19 protein-coding genes and 2 pseudogenes are annotated in these 17,145 nt (G+C 36.1%); 7 read left to right on the forward strand and 14 right to left on the reverse strand.

The features are described from left to right. Positions 1-636: 636 nt before the first annotated feature. From AC106K_RS03855 to AC106K_RS03865, 3 genes and pseudogenes are all read left to right on the forward strand, one after another. Positions 637-786, forward strand: a complete 150-nt coding sequence (locus AC106K_RS03855; RefSeq protein WP_139173984.1) for a DUF1016 N-terminal domain-containing protein — start codon at positions 637-639, stop codon at positions 784-786. A 60-nt stretch (positions 787-846) separates the two neighbouring features. After that, a pseudogene (locus tag AC106K_RS03860) lies at positions 847-924 on the forward strand (DUF1016 N-terminal domain-containing protein); the annotation flags it as partial. Beyond that, positions 924-1,337, forward strand: a complete 414-nt coding sequence (locus AC106K_RS03865; protein WP_051354964.1) for a PDDEXK nuclease domain-containing protein — start codon at positions 924-926, stop codon at positions 1,335-1,337. The pseudogene AC106K_RS03860 and the gene AC106K_RS03865, both read left to right, overlap by 1 nt. Positions 1,338-1,459: 122 nt before the next feature. Here the strand turns inward: AC106K_RS03865 and AC106K_RS03870 are convergent, their stop codons facing one another. Next, positions 1,460-1,849, reverse strand: coding sequence for a response regulator (locus AC106K_RS03870; RefSeq protein ID WP_024563766.1), 390 nt, complete (start codon positions 1,847-1,849; stop codon positions 1,460-1,462). A gap of 298 nt (positions 1,850-2,147) precedes the next feature. Here AC106K_RS03870 and AC106K_RS03875 point away from each other — a divergent pair. Beyond that, positions 2,148-2,447: pseudogene (locus AC106K_RS03875) on the forward strand (heavy-metal-associated domain-containing protein); the annotation flags it as partial. On the opposite strand, the gene AC106K_RS03880 reads toward AC106K_RS03875, so the two are convergent. Together AC106K_RS03880 and AC106K_RS03885 are read right to left on the reverse strand one after the other, a co-directional pair. Continuing rightward, positions 2,366-3,418 carry an SAM-dependent methyltransferase gene (locus AC106K_RS03880; RefSeq protein WP_024563767.1) on the reverse strand — a complete coding sequence of 351 codons (1,053 nt, stop codon included), beginning with the start codon at positions 3,416-3,418 and terminating at the stop codon, positions 2,366-2,368. The pseudogene AC106K_RS03875 and the gene AC106K_RS03880 overlap by 82 nt on opposite strands. After that, positions 3,405-3,842, reverse strand: a complete 438-nt coding sequence (locus tag AC106K_RS03885; protein WP_024563768.1) for a DUF1896 domain-containing protein — start codon at positions 3,840-3,842, stop codon at positions 3,405-3,407. The genes AC106K_RS03880 and AC106K_RS03885 overlap by 14 nt, the downstream gene beginning before the upstream one ends. A 232-nt stretch (positions 3,843-4,074) precedes the next feature. On the opposite strand from AC106K_RS03885, the gene AC106K_RS03890 reads away from it, so the two are divergent. Genes AC106K_RS03890 through AC106K_RS03900 form a run of 3 tightly spaced genes read left to right on the forward strand, consistent with a single transcriptional unit; the run spans position 4,075 to position 5,257 of the window. After that, positions 4,075-4,449 (forward strand): ArsR/SmtB family transcription factor, encoded by a 375-nt coding sequence (locus tag AC106K_RS03890; RefSeq protein WP_024563769.1) that lies wholly within the window; start codon positions 4,075-4,077, stop codon positions 4,447-4,449. Beyond that, positions 4,446-5,048, forward strand: a complete 603-nt coding sequence (gene merTP, locus AC106K_RS03895) for a mercuric transport protein MerTP (protein ID WP_024563770.1) — start codon at positions 4,446-4,448, stop codon at positions 5,046-5,048. The genes AC106K_RS03890 and merTP overlap by 4 nt, the downstream gene beginning before the upstream one ends. Beyond that, positions 5,048-5,257 (forward strand): GDCCVxC domain-containing (seleno)protein, encoded by a 210-nt coding sequence (locus tag AC106K_RS03900; protein WP_080666754.1) that lies wholly within the window; start codon positions 5,048-5,050, stop codon positions 5,255-5,257. The genes merTP and AC106K_RS03900 overlap by 1 nt, the downstream gene beginning before the upstream one ends. 96 nt (positions 5,258-5,353) lie before the next feature. Here the strand turns inward: AC106K_RS03900 and AC106K_RS03905 are convergent, their stop codons facing one another. The 11 genes from AC106K_RS03905 to AC106K_RS03955 form a co-directional block, all read right to left on the reverse strand. Beyond that, positions 5,354-6,019 carry an ORF6N domain-containing protein gene (locus AC106K_RS03905; protein ID WP_024566510.1) on the reverse strand — a complete coding sequence of 222 codons (666 nt, stop codon included), beginning with the start codon at positions 6,017-6,019 and terminating at the stop codon, positions 5,354-5,356. Positions 6,020-6,044: 25 nt separating this feature from the next. Continuing rightward, positions 6,045-6,371: a DUF6660 family protein gene (locus AC106K_RS03910; RefSeq protein WP_316928746.1), complete on the reverse strand. Its 327-nt coding sequence runs from the start codon at positions 6,369-6,371 to the stop codon at positions 6,045-6,047. 58 nt (positions 6,372-6,429) lie between these two features. Further along, complete coding sequence (locus AC106K_RS03915; RefSeq protein ID WP_024563773.1) at positions 6,430-6,837, reverse strand: Fur family transcriptional regulator; 408 nt, start codon at positions 6,835-6,837, stop codon at positions 6,430-6,432. A gap of 1,187 nt (positions 6,838-8,024) precedes the next feature. Then, positions 8,025-10,682 (reverse strand): multicopper oxidase domain-containing protein, encoded by a 2,658-nt coding sequence (locus AC106K_RS03920; protein ID WP_236617493.1) that lies wholly within the window; start codon positions 10,680-10,682, stop codon positions 8,025-8,027. Continuing rightward, the gene (locus AC106K_RS03925) at positions 10,682-12,829 is read right to left on the reverse strand and encodes a copper-translocating P-type ATPase (RefSeq protein WP_482443451.1); all 2,148 of its coding nucleotides are present in this window, start codon (positions 12,827-12,829) and stop codon (positions 10,682-10,684) included. Before AC106K_RS03925 ends, AC106K_RS03920 begins: the two co-directional genes overlap by 1 nt. A gap of 95 nt (positions 12,830-12,924) precedes the next feature. Continuing rightward, complete coding sequence (locus tag AC106K_RS03930) at positions 12,925-13,212, reverse strand: DUF305 domain-containing protein (RefSeq protein ID WP_482443452.1); 288 nt, start codon at positions 13,210-13,212, stop codon at positions 12,925-12,927. A 51-nt stretch (positions 13,213-13,263) separates the two neighbouring features. Next, positions 13,264-13,410 carry a hypothetical protein gene (locus AC106K_RS03935; RefSeq protein WP_236617491.1) on the reverse strand — a complete coding sequence of 49 codons (147 nt, stop codon included), beginning with the start codon at positions 13,408-13,410 and terminating at the stop codon, positions 13,264-13,266. Positions 13,411-13,414: 4 nt separating this feature from the next. Continuing rightward, entirely contained in the window at positions 13,415-13,888 is a 474-nt protein-coding gene (locus tag AC106K_RS03940; RefSeq protein ID WP_024563777.1) for a heme-binding domain-containing protein, read from the reverse strand. A 242-nt stretch (positions 13,889-14,130) separates the two neighbouring features. Beyond that, entirely contained in the window at positions 14,131-14,718 is a 588-nt protein-coding gene (locus AC106K_RS03945; protein WP_024563778.1) for a DUF3347 domain-containing protein, read from the reverse strand. A 17-nt stretch (positions 14,719-14,735) separates the two neighbouring features. Further along, complete coding sequence (locus AC106K_RS03950) at positions 14,736-15,161, reverse strand: hypothetical protein (RefSeq protein WP_024563779.1); 426 nt, start codon at positions 15,159-15,161, stop codon at positions 14,736-14,738. A 6-nt stretch (positions 15,162-15,167) separates the two neighbouring features. Beyond that, complete coding sequence (locus tag AC106K_RS03955) at positions 15,168-16,046, reverse strand: DUF3347 domain-containing protein (RefSeq protein ID WP_024563780.1); 879 nt, start codon at positions 16,044-16,046, stop codon at positions 15,168-15,170. Positions 16,047-17,145: the final 1,099 nt, after the last annotated feature.

Raw genomic sequence — 17,145 nt, forward strand, 5'->3', positions numbered from 1 at the left:
ATAAAAAAAAACGAGTTCCGAAGTTTTTTCCCCTTTTTGCAAAAAAGGCAAGATCGTCTTTGGATCATACAACTTGAAAAGTTTGTATATACAAAGACACATCTTGCCTGTTAAGGCGCAACCATTTTTCAAAGCTCTGAAAAGCATCTACTCAAATCAATAAAATACTAATAATCAATCAATTGATTTTATTTGCGCATTTTTGCTGTTGAAAGAAAGAAATATTGGCGCAGGAAAATACAGTACCCTGTATCTATTTTACTCAGGTAAGAATACTACCTGATACTATTTTATGCAAGTACTACAATATGGTGGGTAAATTTTACTCAGGTAAAATGAAAACATGGGCAATTTTTACGTAGGTCTCAATTTTTGGCTGGGTTATTTAAGATCAGAATGTACCTGATCTTTTTTTGTACATGTGCTGCAATAAGATGGGTAAATAGTAGTCAGGTCAAAAGAAAGACAATGGGTAATTTTTACGCAGGGGTCAACATTTTACAGATATCGTATGATTTGGGCAAACAGTATTTACACTATTGGAAAAACTTGAATGCCAAAAAAAGTTTTCATAAAGTCTAAAAGAGTCCATTAATTAATATGGTATTGAAAAAACAAGTTTTGTATCTTTGAAAAATGGCAGAAAAACCTCAAAACTCCAGTAAGACTTTATACAATTCGATTGCACAAATTATTATTGATGCAAAATCTGCAGTTTACAGAAATACTAATGCAATAGTACTCAAGATGTATTGGGAAATTGGTAAGCTGATTATTGAAGAGTAACAAAATGGGCAAAGTCGTGCCCAATATGGAAAGTCTACACTTAAAAACATCGCCAATCAGCTGACTCTGGAATTTGGAAAAGGATTTAATGAACGGAATCTCAACAATATGAAGGCTTTCTTCAGTTCATTTCCAATTTGGAACGCAGTGCATACCGAATTAAGCTGGACTCATTACAGAATAATCAGCGAATTGAAAGCCTTGATCACAGGGTACAGTATATGCTCCATTATATCGAAGGGAACTGGAATACATGGACTTTGCAACGAAATATTGATAGTCAATACCTTGGAAGATTGCTGAAATTTCCGAAAAATGACAGTAGAGAAACTTCACACTTTCTTAAAGACCCCTACATTTTTGAGTTTTTAGAGCTTCCGTCCGATAACTCTCAAACGGAAATTCAAATAGAATCTATTCTTATCTCTCATCTCCAGCAGTTTCTAATGGAACTTGGAAAGGGGTTTGCTTTTGTGGCAAGACAGCAGCATATTGTCACAGATACCTCCTATTTTTTCATTGACCTTGTATTTTATAATTATTATCTCTAATGCTTAATCCTGGTAGATCGTAAAACGCACAAACTTACATGAAAAAGAATATTGATGATATTATATATGAAATTTAATAAAATTTATCATTGAAATTCGGATACGAAAATGATTGCTAATAGTTACTTGGTCGCTACTTCAATGGCTTTTCTAAAATCATCTGCATCGCTACCAATAAGCAGATAACCTGCAAAACCAATCTCTAAAAGAGATTTTACTGTTTTTTCTGTATCAATATCACTATGGGCAATCAGCTTAATGGTTGGATATTGCGTTCTTAATTTTTGAAGCTGCACAAGCACATTCTTGTTGTAAAAATCAAGGTCGATAATGCAAACTTTGGGAAGCTCTTTTAATGCTGATAATTGAGATAATCCGTCTTCAATGTTTTCCGAACGAAATAATACTTCAAGCCCTGAAGCAACGAGGTTGTCGCAGTTCAAATCCAAAATCGGACTGTTATCATTGATAAAGGCAAGAGTAATTCTTTGTTGTGCTGTACCAGTTTCCATATCATACCTTTTTTAAGTTGATGTAACCCTGCACAAAAAAGAAAGCGCAGGCAACTACACTTACCGCACATTGAGGCACTGGTATGCCCGACAACGAATAAGCGAGCGCCCACGCCTATGACGTGAGCGTTCCTACTTATTTGTCCCGTTGTCTAAAAATTACCAGTTTTCAATGTGGGACTTAAAGCAAAAACACTTTAAGTTTTTTCTATATTTTCGAGGGCAAAGATACTAAAATCGTTCCTTTTTGACAGCATATAATACAAAAAGGTTAAAGTAAAACTGTTTTGTGTGAAAAATAATTCTGCTCCAAAATGCTCATTATATCGCTTTCCTTATAAATAATCTTACCACCTATTTGTATTGCGGTATGTGTAAAGCCACTATCGAAAAAGCAGGCAACGTGAACAAGGTAGCCAGTGTAGAATGGAATAAAGACACTAAAATGGCTACGCTCACTTATGACGGTAATAAGACCAATCAGGATGAAATATTGAAACGTATCGCTTTGGCAGGTTACGACAGCGAAAAGTTTTTAGCACCGGATGATGTGTATGCAAAGCTACCGGGATGTTGCCAGTACGACAGGGAATTAAAGCCAGTCGCAAAATCTAATGATGCGGGTGGCTTGCTTTGGCAAAACAGATCTTCCCTGTCGGTCAGATTTTCTTTTGCCGTATTTTTTTGCAGGATAATAAGGTCGCTGCCCACTTCCGTACCTGCATATTCGGTAAACAGGTTGTTAGGCAATCTTACAACCGAAACCAAATTATTATCCTGCATTAACGCCCTGCGTATGGGTTCGTTCTTAGGGCTGTTGAGGATGCCCTGTGAAGTAATGTAAACCAACAAACCGCCCTCACGGAGCATATCAGCACCTTTCAGAAAAAAGTAATTGTGTATGCTTCGGGCAGCCTGTACTTTGGCATCGTCCCTGCTTCGGGAAAAGGACAAATCAAATACGGAAGTATCGCCGAACGGGATGTTACTGGCGATTACATCATAGCTGTTTTGTTCCTTTTCGGGGATTTCTTCAAAGCCATTTATACGGATATTGCTTTCGGGGTAAAGCTGCTTTAAAATCTTGCCTGTAAGCAAGTCCTTTTCATAAGCGGTAACACTGGCTTTCTGATTTTCCGAAAAGGATTGAATGAATGAGCCGATACCTGCGGAGGGTTCAAGGAATTTATCAATGTGCAGACCATTATCTCGCAAGGCAGATGAAATGGCATCTATAACCTTTGGCGGGGTATAAAAAGCCGTCAGTACGGAACTTTTCATACTATCCACATACCTGTGGTATTGCTTATCGTCTTCGGAATTTTCTTTGAGTAGTTGGTGGAGTTCCTGCGTGGGTGGAAAAAGGTCGTGTTCTGTTTTTCTCCAATGATTGATGTCTATTTCGTTGGCTACGGGGTTCAAAACGAATTTAAGACCGCCAAATCCGCTGTATCGCATCATTAGCAGTCTTTCGCCTACGGTGGCTTGCCGTTTCTCCTTTTCCAGTTTAAAAACAATTCGCAGGGCATCAATATTCTGTTGGAGATGGAACCGCTTACTGAAGCCCATTTTCCTCAATCCATATTGAGATGGTTCCGGTCAGTTCGGTATAGAGTAAATCAAACTCATACCCGTAGGCGAAATCATCGGTTAGTTCATATCCTGCGAAAACAGGCTCACAAATGGGAAACATTTTCAGGGCGAACGGTCGCAGTTCCTCGTCAGCCATTATGGTATCAAACTCATTGCATACCACTTTAAAAACCGTGTCGAACTTGGAAAAGTGTAAGCCCTCAAAAAGTATATAGTTGGCTATTTCGTCGCATTGCTCAACGGCGTTTCCCGAACGGAAAGCACCCTCATAAGCATTGGCAGCCCACGAAGACCGTTGGTCGATAAATTTTTGGTCGTGTGCCTTTTCGGGAAAGCTGCTGTTTAATAATTCTTGCAGTCGTAATCTGAAATACGACAGGTCTTTTTGCTGTACATCCATACTTATTTTGTTTAGAATTTTACTTAAATCCTAAAATTAGAGGTAGCAGCAAATGCCTTTAATAATGTTGTAGGGTTTGGCTTTGAAAGGCAGGGTTTGGCGTTTCAAATAGTAAATTGGAGAGAAAAGTAGAACCTCATTATCAAGTTTTCTCTAAAAATTTGAAAGTTGGGAGGATGTAAATTTGTATTTTAGCAATTGCTTAAATAAGCAAATTTGCTATATTTGCACTATGGATAATACTTCGTGCATAAGACAACAAGCAGACATTAAACAAATTAATCGCTGTAAAGAACGGGTTTCAGAACTCCACGGTTCGTTTGATTATTTGTCTAACGGACTGGAGTTGGCGGGAAACAATGTAAGATTGAAAATCCTGTTTCTGATTTATGAAGAAAAACGACTTTGTGTTTGTGATTTAAGCGATATTCTCGGTATGACAATTTCTGCAATTTCTCAGCATTTACGAAAACTCAAAGACCGTAAACTAATTGAAACGGAAAGAGAGGCGCAAACCATTTTTTACTCGTTGACAAAAGAGTATGAGAAAATGTTGGAACCATTTTTTAAAATACTTGACGATAACAAAATTTTAGAAACAATATGAAAACGGACAACAAACTAATTGGGACTGGACTTTTGACTGCAATAGCAGCTTCATTATGTTGCATTACACCTGTTTTGGCTATCATAGCAGGAACAAGTGGACTTGCTTCAACTTTCTCTTGGCTCGAACCTTTTCGTCCATATTTTATCGGGTTAACTATTTTAGTGCTTGCTTTTGCTTGGTATCAAAAATTGAAACCGCAAAAGAAAATTGACTGCAACTGTGAAACAACTGAAAAATCAAACTTTATGAAAACAAAATCATTTTTAGGAATTATTACCGTTATGGCGGCTTTACTTTTATCATTTCCGCTTTATGCCCACATCTTTTTTCCAAAGACCGAAAGTAAAGCAATTATTACCCAAACTTCCAAAATTCAGAAAGTTGAGTTTACAATTAAAGGGATGACTTGTTCAGGTTGTGAACACCACGTTAAAACAGAGATTAGCAAACTAAAAGGAATTGTCGAAGTTGTGGTTTCCTATGAGAAAGGCAACGCCATTGTTAAGTTTGACAACAAACAAACAAGTATAGCAGAAATAGAAAAAGCTATCAATTCGACAGGATACAAATCACTAAAAAGTAAAATTATATCATAATGGAAATTAAATTACAATCCGTAATAACCTGTCCAAACTGCGGATACAAAAAAGAGGAAACAATGCCGACAGATGCTTGCCAATATTTTTATGAATGTGAAAATTGCAAGACAAGATTAAAACCATTACAAGGCGATTGTTGTGTGTATTGCAGTTATGGTACTGTAAAATGCCCGCCAATACAAGCAGGAAATAGCTGTTGTAAATAAGAGAGGTTTAATAATTTATTTTAGAAAGCTACTTATCTATATTTGTAGGTATAGACCTCTTTAGTAAAACCCTCCGATAATTAGGAGGGTTATTTTTTATGGCTTATTCAAGATTTGAAGCATCCTGACGACTTCAATATCCATTCTCGAAAAGGCAAACCATTTTTTGCCCAGGTCTTTGAGCGATGCCCCGATGTGGTAGAGTTCCGTATCGTCAATAATCAAAAATCGGTCGTGGGCATCAGAGAAAACCTCCATATCTACCGGAGGATATTGGCTATTGTAGCGTTGTAAATCTAACCGTAATTGATTGCTGATACTTTTGGTAAGGATTTTAGCTGTGACATCATTGTTTCGCTTGCCCAACAAGGTTAGCACCGTATCGTCCACATAATTATCAAGCAGGATAATAGAGCTTTTGGCACTTCGGATAATATCGGAAACAAAGGCGTAGGCATCGAACACCTGCCCGTTGTAGAAAATACCTTTTTCGCTATGGAGCTTGTCGCTTTCCAAAGCCTTAAAAATCTCTTCAAATTTTTGGTCGGCTTCCAGTTGCTTTAATTCGATATTATCCAAACGATGAAACAAAGAAGCATTGCTGATAAGCATACGCCGCATTTCTACAAAGGCTTCCATTATTTCCACACTCATTTTAACGGCTATATCTGAACGGAGTATGGCAGATGCCATTGCAACACCTTGTTCGGTAAAAACATAGGGCAAATACTTTATTAGTGGAGGAAATGCCAAACGCCCCACCTATAAATGCATTTGCTAAAAAATATTAAGCATTAATCTTTGGCGGTTGCCAAATGTTTCCGTGGTAATTGGAAATGAAATTGAAAGCCCAAAGTGGGAATTTTTGCTGTTTGCCGAAACTCGGCTTTGTCTCGCTTATTTTGAACGTTTGAAACGTAAAATTTACAACGGTATGACAACTGGCGCAAGAACAAAAAGGGCTGCACACATCTTTGCAGTTCGTTTGGTCGTTGGAGATTTTAGTAAATTCTGATTTTGAAGAATTGCTAATATTTATATCGCACGCATCAGTACAGGGCATTACGGATAATGCCAAAAAATAGATACTGAATAGGATTACAAATATTTTCATCAGACTGCAAATATAAAAAATATTTTAGTGCAATCGAATTGCAAAGTTGAAAAGGATATTAGCTACAACGGTCGCATTTACCTTTTAGGACCAAATTAGCACCTTCTAATTTGAAGTTTTGGGGGATATTAATATCTGGAATTTCTGTTTCAGTAAGGCAAAAAGTGTGTTTACATTCGGTGCAATAAAAATGAGTATGTAATTCTGACAAGTCGCAATTACAGCCCGATTGGCAAAGTGCGTATTTTATTACTCCGCTTCCATCATCAATGGTATGGATAAGTTTGTGGTCCAGAAATATTTTGAGCGTTCTGAATAAAGTGACATTATCAGCTTTTTCAAATTGCTCCGCCAATTCTTTATGACTTACTGCATATTGTTGTTTCAATAGCTTTTCTGCTACCAACAAACGCATAGCTGTGGGTTTTATATTTCTTTGCTGTAAAATATTTTCTAATTCAGTCATTGTAATTTAATTTTCTATCGTCCAATCATTGTTGCCATCTTCATAAACTGACATTTGGTCAATAATGCTATTTGCTGCACATGTGCTATAATCATTTATGAAAATGCCTTTTGCTCCGTCTTTTTGATTTCTCATAGCATAAAAAGCCTCATCTTCCAAGTCATTTTAGCTCCATAAAACAATTAATTTTGGCAACGATATTATTAACCAACCTAAATATAACTAAGACAAAATTACTATATTCAAGCAAAATAAAACCATTACCAATGGAATCAGAGTTAATAGATTTAGAACTTAAAATTAAAAGATGCTAGAGAAATTTCAAAAGAAGAATGATTGTCTTATTGGAGTCCTCAACGAGAATTATATCAATAACAATGATGTGCACAAAAAATCACAAGGTTCTATTATTTAATTGATAATTGTTCCGAAAGAGGAAGAAATTTAAGATCGGTTATTAGAAAAAACCTTCAACCTCTTCTTGACTTATTTTCTTCTCTAGTACTACAAAACATCAGGTAAAAGTTCCATCATCATAATATTCTCTTTGTAAAGCATAGAATAAATCATTAGTTGTTAATACAGACATAATTACAAATATTCTGTGAGTTATTGTTTTCACTATGCGGATATTTAAAATGATTTACTTATTTAGAAAGAGAGGGTTACTGCCCTCTCTTTCGTTATATAAAGATAGCAAATAAATACGAATTCTCTGTCGTTTCATTAATATTTACCAATCGCTAATTTGTTGTTTCAAAGGTCTTGTCCTTTGCTCCAATGGCAAGCAGTATTGCACTGCGAAGAGTGTTGTTTTATTATTCGGCAATTTGATTGGTTTTCCGACTGCCTCAAATATTACTTCTTTCGGAGTAATATCATAAATGGAGCATAAAGCCTTATAGGCAATTTTCCCCATAGCGATTATATAATTAGGTTTATTATATCAATTAATTTCTTGAAATACTGACTAGTTTCCATACATCAAGTTTCTTTCACTGGCTTACTCATATTATCTGTTTCATTTTTTTAATACCTATAAAAATAGCTTATGAGTATTATTGTTTGGCATATACCTTATTCCTTCAAGAGATAACTTAAAATGTTGAAGAAATCTATTACCCTTTGATTGGTACATGTAACTTTTTCTTCCTTTCAATCATTTGATAAATTTATCACTAAAGTAATTAATAAGACAGCGTTAAGCCCAATCCCCAGCCCATGTCACTGTCATAATGGGTAGAAAAAGCCGTATTTCTTGTCATAATATACTTTAGTCCCAACATATATTCTTTGTCTGTATTTACAGAAAAAGCACCTCTTAATCTCTTGGTCAACGGGATATCTTCTCTTCTTAATTGTAAACGGACAATGCCATCAGTAAACACTTCAGCCTGAAAGTCAACCAACATGGGCAATGTATAAACAATTCCGGCACTTAAGGTTGCTCTTTTGTTCTTGGTATTTTTTTGCCCAAACATATTCTTTTCAATTTCATGGCTTCCAAACTCACGGTATCTCCAGTCAAAACCGATAAAAGGCATAAGCCATTGCATTTTACCAATATATCTTCCCAAATGGGTTTCGGTTTCATATCCATGCATATTGTTATATCCCAATCTCCATTCAGTTCCCAGGTTCCATCTGGTATTCTGCAGCATAAATTGTCCGTCATTACCATTTGAAGCAAAATCATTTTCAGCCATTACATGGATTTCATTGCTTTCTTTCTGCAGGTTTTTATATGCTTTTTCCTTATTGGGAAGTTCAGGATTCTGATAATCACCCACTGCAAAAACCCTGTTCATCCCAGCCATCATGTGATATAGAATATGACAGTGAAAAAACCAGTCCCCCTCGGTGTTTGCTGCAAATTCAATGATATCCTTTTCCATAGGCATGATATCCAATACATTTTTTAGGGGAGATTGCACACCACTGCTGTTCAATACCCGGAAATCAAACCCATGCAGGTGCATAGGATGACGCATCATTGAATTATTTATTAGAGTGATGCGCAGAATTTCGCCTTTTTTCACGTGAATTTTATCGACTTCAGAAAGTACCTTATTATCCATACTCCAAACATATCTGTTCATATTTCCTGTAAGGGTAAAAGTCAGTTCTTTTATGGATTGATCTTTAGGTAATTCTGTATTATATGGCGATTTAAGCATGTCATAGTTTAATGTGACAATGTCGGAACTGCCCATATCATGCTCTGAATGATCCATATTATTCTCATCCATTTTCATTTTCTGGTCAGCTTTTGAACCTTTTTCTTTGCTCCCTGTAATCTCAGGATACATTACTGTATTCATATCCATTTTTTGAAGGGTCATGTTCATTCCCATATCTTTCATATTCCCATTCATTTTCATCATATCGTTCATCATCTTCATTCCCTCAAAATATTTAAGCTTGGGTAGAGGTAAATTTGTCTGTCTAATACCCTCACCGATATAAATAGAGGTTGATTTGGTACGATCTTCCGGTGTAACCAACAATTCATATGAGGTATTTTTTTCAGGAATTGTTACTACAATATCATAGGTTTCTGAGACACCTATTATCAATCTGTCTACTTCAACGGGTTCCACATCATTCCCGTCATTAGCTACCACAGTGATTTTCCCCCCTGCATAATTAATCCAAAAATAAGAAGAAGCTCCTCCATTTGATATTCGTAATCTTACCTTATCTCCAGCTTTAAATTGACTGAGCTGTTGCTCACTGGCACCATTTATCAAAAATTTATCATAGTAGACATCACTTACATCCATCGCCAGCATACGCTTCCATTCATTGGTCACTTTGGTCTTAAAATGGCCTTCTTTAATTGCTTCCCAATAACTCTGTGTCGTCCCTTTTTTTATGGCAAACCAATCATTGGCATTATGGAGCATCCGATGAACATTATTAGGATTAAGATTAGTCCATTCACTTAGTACCAGGGGCACTGCTGGAAGATCATCGATCCCTTTTCTAAAAGTAGGATCATCCATTCTTTTTTTCATAATGAAAGAACCATACATTCCAATTTGTTCCTGAAGTCCGGAATGTGAATGATACCAGTGTGTACCGTGTTGAATAATAGGAAACCTATAGGTATATGTTGAATGAGGCTTAATAGGTTTTTGCGTCAGCCATGGAACACCATCTTCTTTGTTAGGTAACATTACACCATGCCAGTGAAGTGAAGTTTCCTCATCCATTAAATTGTGGACTACGATCTCAGCCGTATCCCCCTCTGTAAATGTTAATGTAGGCATTGGAATCTGACCATTTACAGCAATACCTCTTCTGGGTTTTCCACCATAATTTACTATGGTGTCTTTTACAAAAAGATCATATTTCACAACTTTTCCTCCTGTGATTGTTTTGTAGGGAAGAACAGGTATTTCTTTTTTCTCCGGCGAAGCCATATCCATTACCTGATGGTTCATCTCTGTTTCCTTTAGCACAAGCTTCATTCCACACTTGGGGCAATTCCCCGGTTTATCTGACACAACCTCAGGGTGCATTGGACAGGTGTAGACCTTCTTCTTCATGTCATCCATTTTAGCTGGCATGCCCTGCATTTTGGAGTGGTCATACTCTGTATGATCAGCAGGTACTTCTTTATTGACAATTTTCGGCTGAGTACTCTTTACCGTTTCTTTCTTAGCCAATTTTTTTACTTTAATATTTTTTTTGACCAGATCCATCCCACAAATAGGACATTTTCCCGGCTTTAATTTTTGAACCTGCTCATGCATAGGACAGGTGTAAATACTCTTTGTTTCCTGAGCATTGACGTTTATACTTAGGATAAGCATAAATATGATATACAAAAAATGTTTCATTATTTATTTAATTTATTTTTTAGTTGGTTTTCGTTCAATTTCAATAATCCCGCATTAGCGGCCACGACAATAGTACTAACACTCATCAGGACAGCTCCCATTGCTGGGCTAAGCAAAAAACCCGGGTAAAGTATCCCGGCAGCAAGTGGTATTGCAATGATATTATACCCGACAGCCCATAGTAGATTTTGGATCATTTTGCGATAAGTGCGCCTTCCAAAGCCTATTAACTTCACAACATCCCTGGGATCGCTATTAACAAGAATAATGTCAGCAGTCTCTGCTGCCACATCAGTCCCCGAACCAACTGCAATCCCAACATCAGCCTGGGCTAATGCGGGAGCATCATTAACGCCATCCCCTGTCATCGCAACGATTTCACCTTTTTTTTGGTATTCTAGAACTTTTTCCTGCTTATTGTGAGGTAGAACATTTGCTAAATACCCATCCATTCCTAACTTGTTTGCTACTGAAGCTGCTACTTTTTCATTGTCACCAGTGAGCAAAAAAGATCTTATTCCCATCTGTTTCAATTCAATAATAGCATCTTCCGATCCGTCCCGCAAACTGTCTGCAAAGGTGATCATTCCAATAAGTTTACCTTCAATTAAAACGTAATTTACCGTTTCGGTATCCTGATCAATTTCAGATGGCACGACCGGCATTCCCAGTTTATTTTCAATAAAGTAGTTTGGCCCAACTGCAATAACTTCTTTTCCTTCCACAATACCTTTCACACCTATTCCCTGCATATACTCGAATTTTTCGGATTTCCATAATAACAATCCTTTTTCATTCAAAAAAGCCATGATACCTTTGGCAATATGATGTTCTGAATTTTGTTGTACTGCAGCAACATATTGGATAATTTCAGCCTCGGAAAAACCACCGAGTGCCAACACACGTTTTACCGCATGGGAACCTTTTGTTAATGTGCCAGTTTTATCAAAAATAATCATTGTAAGCTTTCGGGTTGTTTCGAAAGCTGTACGGTTACGTATCAATAATCCATTTGTTGCTGATAATGTTGTTGATATTGCAACGACAAGAGGAATTGCCACCCCTAGTGCATGTGGACATGCAGTAACCATAACAGTAACCATTCTTTCCAGGGCAAATGAAATATTGTTACTTGAACTGTACCAATAGATAAAAGTTAAAACACCTACCATTATGGCAATAATAGTCAACCATTTGGCAACCTTGTCTGCAAGGTTTTGTGTATTTGATTTTGCAGCCTGGGCGGATTGCACCAGATTGATCACTTTACTTAAGTAGCTGTCTTTACCAATACCTGTAGCTTTTATCTTTAACACACCATCTCCATTTATTGCGCCTGCTATTGCTTTTGAACCTACATCCTTTTTTACCGGAACACTCTCTCCTGTGAGCATACTTTCATTCACATATGAAAAACCTTCGACCACATCTCCATCAGCAGGAACCTTCTCCCCGGGCTTAATGACAACAATATCATTTTTAACTAATTCATCTAATTTTACGTGAAGGGCCTGACAATTTCTTTCCACTGTTACATCATTTGGAAGCAGTGCAACCAAGGACTGGAGGGCTTTGGATGCTGCCATCTGAGAACGCATTTCGAGCCAGTGCCCAAGTAACATGATATCGATCAATGTGGCCAATTCCCAAAAGAAATCCATTCCTTTCAGCCCAAATACCACAGCAGAAGAGTAAATATAGGCTACTGAAATCGCCAGAGCTACCAAAGTCATCATTCCAATGGCTTTTGCCCTGACTTCCCCCATCATTCCCCGTAAAAATGGAAAACCGCCATAGATATATAAAAATGTTCCCAAAGCAAAAAGAACGTAACTGTCTCCTTTAAATCCTAAGGTAAGTCCTACCCATTGCTGGATCATATGTGACAGAAACAGAATTGGAACGGTAACGATAAGGCTTATCCAGAAGCGTTTGAGAAAATCCCCGGTATGATGTCCTTGATGCTTATCATAGGAATGATTTGCAGACTCATTATGGGAACTCTTTTCTTTATTACTTTCTGCATGTTGATGTGTCGTATGTGCCTGTGAATTTCCTATGGCAACCAATGTCATACCACATAATGGACACTTACCTGGTTCATCCTGTATTACCTGAGGATGCATTGGACATGTATACTTTTGCATTGCTTTAGATTTAGTATTTATAATTGGATTTGTTAAATCAAAATGAATGATCTGTTACTTCTTTTCAAGCTCTTTTATTTTCGACTCCATAAATTCTATTCTTTTTTCTGAGAGGAGATTATATCCTGCGCCTGCTTTTTTACCTCAGGATCCTCTAATTTGCCTTCTTCTACCATTAAAACAGCACCTGCGTGATGTGGGATCATTGATTTTAAAAATTGTACATCCTTCACCCCCACCTGATATCTGACGCAAAGAAAAAATATCAAAGATGCACCTATTGCTAATCCGGTAATCAATACATTGAATTTTCTATTTGCATACATTTTATCCATCATCAAAATCTCAACGACTATCATTGGTGCAGCCATTAGCCCCGCCATATAAAACTGGTTGAGATTGAAAATGATATTCTCTATTCTATCAACCATTACCTACATCAAAAAGAACATAAGGATATACGAAACTATCGCCATCCATAATAATCTTTTGAAATTTCCTTCTCTGCGCTCGGCATTTGCATCAGTTGGCATATTCATTTTAGATGAATGTCTTTTGGATTCGTAATCTGATGTTTTCATAATCTTAAGGATTTGTGTTTAACTTAGAATTAAAGAAATTTATCAAAATTTGCCGTTCATTTTGGTTTAACTGCGCATCACTATGAATTGCAGTATAAGATTTTAATGGCATTTTTTGCTCCTGAATCTGATGAATAATCTGCGTAATTTTGGAGTTAGTCTTCCGGGGACCATATGTAGACAATTCGTCAAAATTAAGTTTATCTTTGCCATTTTTAATATGATCTGCCATGAACCAGCCCATGGGCTGAACATTGGTGTACCAGGGGTACCTTGTGGAATTGCTATGGCAATCATAGCAGGAGGACCGAAGCAACGCACTTACTTTCGCCTCTGGCTTAAAAGATTTTTCAAACATTTGTCCACCAGGTACAGTCGAAATATTTCTTTCAGGTCTGTAAAACTGTATGGCAACAAATAATACCAAAAATCCTATGGTGATTTTTATCAAACGTGTATGTTTTGACTTGAATTTCATTTAGTATTGGTTTGATTCTAGTTTTATTGCAATTGATTCATTATTTCATATATGAAATTAAGAAGAGCGTTGTTTTGGTTGGCAATGAATTTTTATTTCCTATCTGCAATCTTCACTTTAACAAAATTCTTAACAGGTCATTTCTTAAATAGCAAATAGTGGGTAAAATTAGTTGGCTGTGGTCAGCATTCTGAAATACCTTTTTACAGCCAACTCAATGATCTCCTCAAGTTCTCAGGTTTTTATTTCAATTCTTCCTGAACTTCGCCACAGGTCGACATTGCTTTTCCTAAATAAGGGTTCTTAACCTCTTTAGTGCTGCTAAGCCAAATAGCTCCTTTATTATTGTTATACATAGGACATTTTACCTTATATAATGGTTTTTGCGTTCCAAATGTTTTTGTTATATCATAAAAATCCTTACTTAATATTGCAAAATGTTCTCTCTGGTGCGCTATATTTCCAATATTGTCAGCAATATGCTCAGCATTTTCTTTAACATCGGCTGCGATATCATCATAAGATTTCTTCTCTTCCTGTTTCATGCCTCCGGTCTCGATTTTCGCTAAGGATTCCAACATACCTTTTGCAGCTGCTCCCGTCTCTTTATCATCATCATTAGATAAAGCGGTTGCCATATGCTGGTAATGAGAATACAGTTCTGTAAAATCTGCCTGCTTCGTTTCGGCAGCATTGGCATTAGTTACGGTAGAATCTATTTTTGAAGCTGGAACTTGTTCCGCTTTTTCAGATTTCTTTTCTGAATTATTGTTACAAGCTGTTAATGCTAATACTGAAGTGGCAGCAATGCCTAAGATTAAATGTTTCATTGTAATGATTGTTAAGATTAATTTTTATTTTTTTTAATATAATCAGAGTAAGTTGTTTTATTTTCGAAATAAGATACTTCACCGTTATCACCGGTTACAGCTATGACAGCAGTAGCCTTATCCACTTCTTTTTTTGAAATAGGGTCAATTGCTGAACGAACCGATGCTTCCTTTGGAATTCGCTCTTTACACATCTCGCAGCATCCGTAGTACATCCTACCTTCATACTTCACCTCGAACTGCTTTTTTCCCATAAAAGCATTATTGACCATACATACCTCATCACTTGGTACTATTGTACCTTTTTCCATATTATTATGTACAGAATGATCCATACTCATTGTATTTTGTTCATTATTTGCATTAGTTTCCTTTGATTTTTCACTACAGGAAGTCAATGCTATTACCACCGAAATTAGGGCGGCTAAAAAAAAATATTTCATAGGTTACTATTTGATTGTTTCAGTGGTACTTCCACATGTTGACATTTTTGTTCCATAATATGGATTCTTAATTGCAGAACCTTTACTTAACCAGTCAGCTCCTTTTCCATTATTGAACATGGGACAATGTTGATAGTAAACAGGTGTATTCTGTTTAGATACTTTTGCAAGCTCGTACACATTTTTAGAAAGTAATACAAAAGCATTTCTCTGTTTTGATATATCTTTTGTTTTTGAAATTCCCTCTGCATTGGATAATAAGGTGTTCATCACTTTCATCCATACAGTATGCTCGGTAGCGGATAATTTATCCATTTGTACTGACTTAATTATACTTGCTAAATCTGCTGCTTTAGAAGAAGCAATCTGGGAATTATCCTTTGTAAGCGCATCTTTTATAGAAAAATAATTATCGAAAAACCCGCTAAGCTGTGACATATTCTGCATGGACTTTTCAGCAGAAGAATTCATATTGTCATGATTATGGGTACCATGATCCATTTTCATCGCCATTTTATCGCCCTTTGATTGATTTTCGGTCTTCAGATCTCTCTTGTACTTACAGCACTCAGGTAATTTTGCAAACGCATCATCTGGTGCTAAAAAACTTTCGTTATCAAATCCTGCCAAAGCAATTCGTTTTAAGATTGAATTTTCATCCGTTTTCTTACTATCATAAGTAATAGAAGCTAACTTAGTTTCTTTATTCCAGTCTACTTTCGCTGTTTTTTTATCGTTTCCGGCGTTTTCAATCATTTCTTTGCACATAGCGCAGTTTCCGAAAATTTTAACGTTGACAGATTTTGCATTTGAAATTTGTGCAAAACCATATATACTTGACAGTAATACAGTGATTACCATCAATATTTTTGATATTGATCTCATTTTGTTTTGATTTTAAAAAAATAAATTGAATAATAAAGTCATCGAAAGCACTAATTGCTTACGATAAGACGTAGTTATGGCTATCAAACCATTATTCTATGCTATTTTTGGCGGTTGCCAGATGGAATGAAACCCAGAAGAATAAAAGGGTTGTTTATAGATTGGGAATGATTTTTTATTCTCAAAATTGTAAATATTCTGTGAATATTTAAAGCTATTATAAATACAAAAGGTTGTTGAAGAATTCTGGCAGGACGATTTTCCACAATTTCCGGAACAACCGGAATTTCCATGTTGCTTATGATGACAACATTCTTTTTTACACGAAGTTTTGCCTTGATGCCTGTTACAGGATAATTTTTCTATCCTACTTCCCTTGAGGGAAGTAGAGTTACATGCAGAAACAGCTACTGGTGTTAACATGAAAACCAGTAAGCAGATACTTATTAATATGTTCAATATTCTGCACATAATAAATTAAACTAATTTCAATAGTCCATTATTTAATACAAAATTAATTCTTTTTTTCTAAATAATAATCATTTAATATAAACTTCTTTACGTTAAAACATATAATGGAAGAAATAAAAGGAATAGCCATAGGACATTATAATGTGTCATAGAACAACTCCCAAAAGTCTCAGAAATATTTTAATAAATCGGAACTGTAAAAAATTAAATATCGTAATTATAACAACTGTAATTGTTGATATAATCCTTATTCATAATGTTTTACATATTGCTCATATCATGCCCTGTCATTGGATTTGCTCTTTTTTGAAAATAAACTCACTATCAGATAAAGATCTGAAACAACCACTTCATTACCTGAACTAATACATGGGACTATCAGATTCAATACCTGTCCTAATCAACTTACTATTGAATACGTTTAGGATGTTTTGATTCAAATAGTTGCAGAGTTATAATCTCTTATTACTGAATCTGCAGGTAAAGTAAGTGCATTACGGAACTGATTACGAATAGTGACATGTACCTGCATCCTCGATTTTAACACATTGGCATTATTAGGGCAGAAATACGCATCAAGCCTATTCTACTGGAAGGGATTATAAGACATGAAAAAGCAGGAGAATTT

Source organism: Chryseobacterium sp. FR048 (assembly GCF_056844665.1).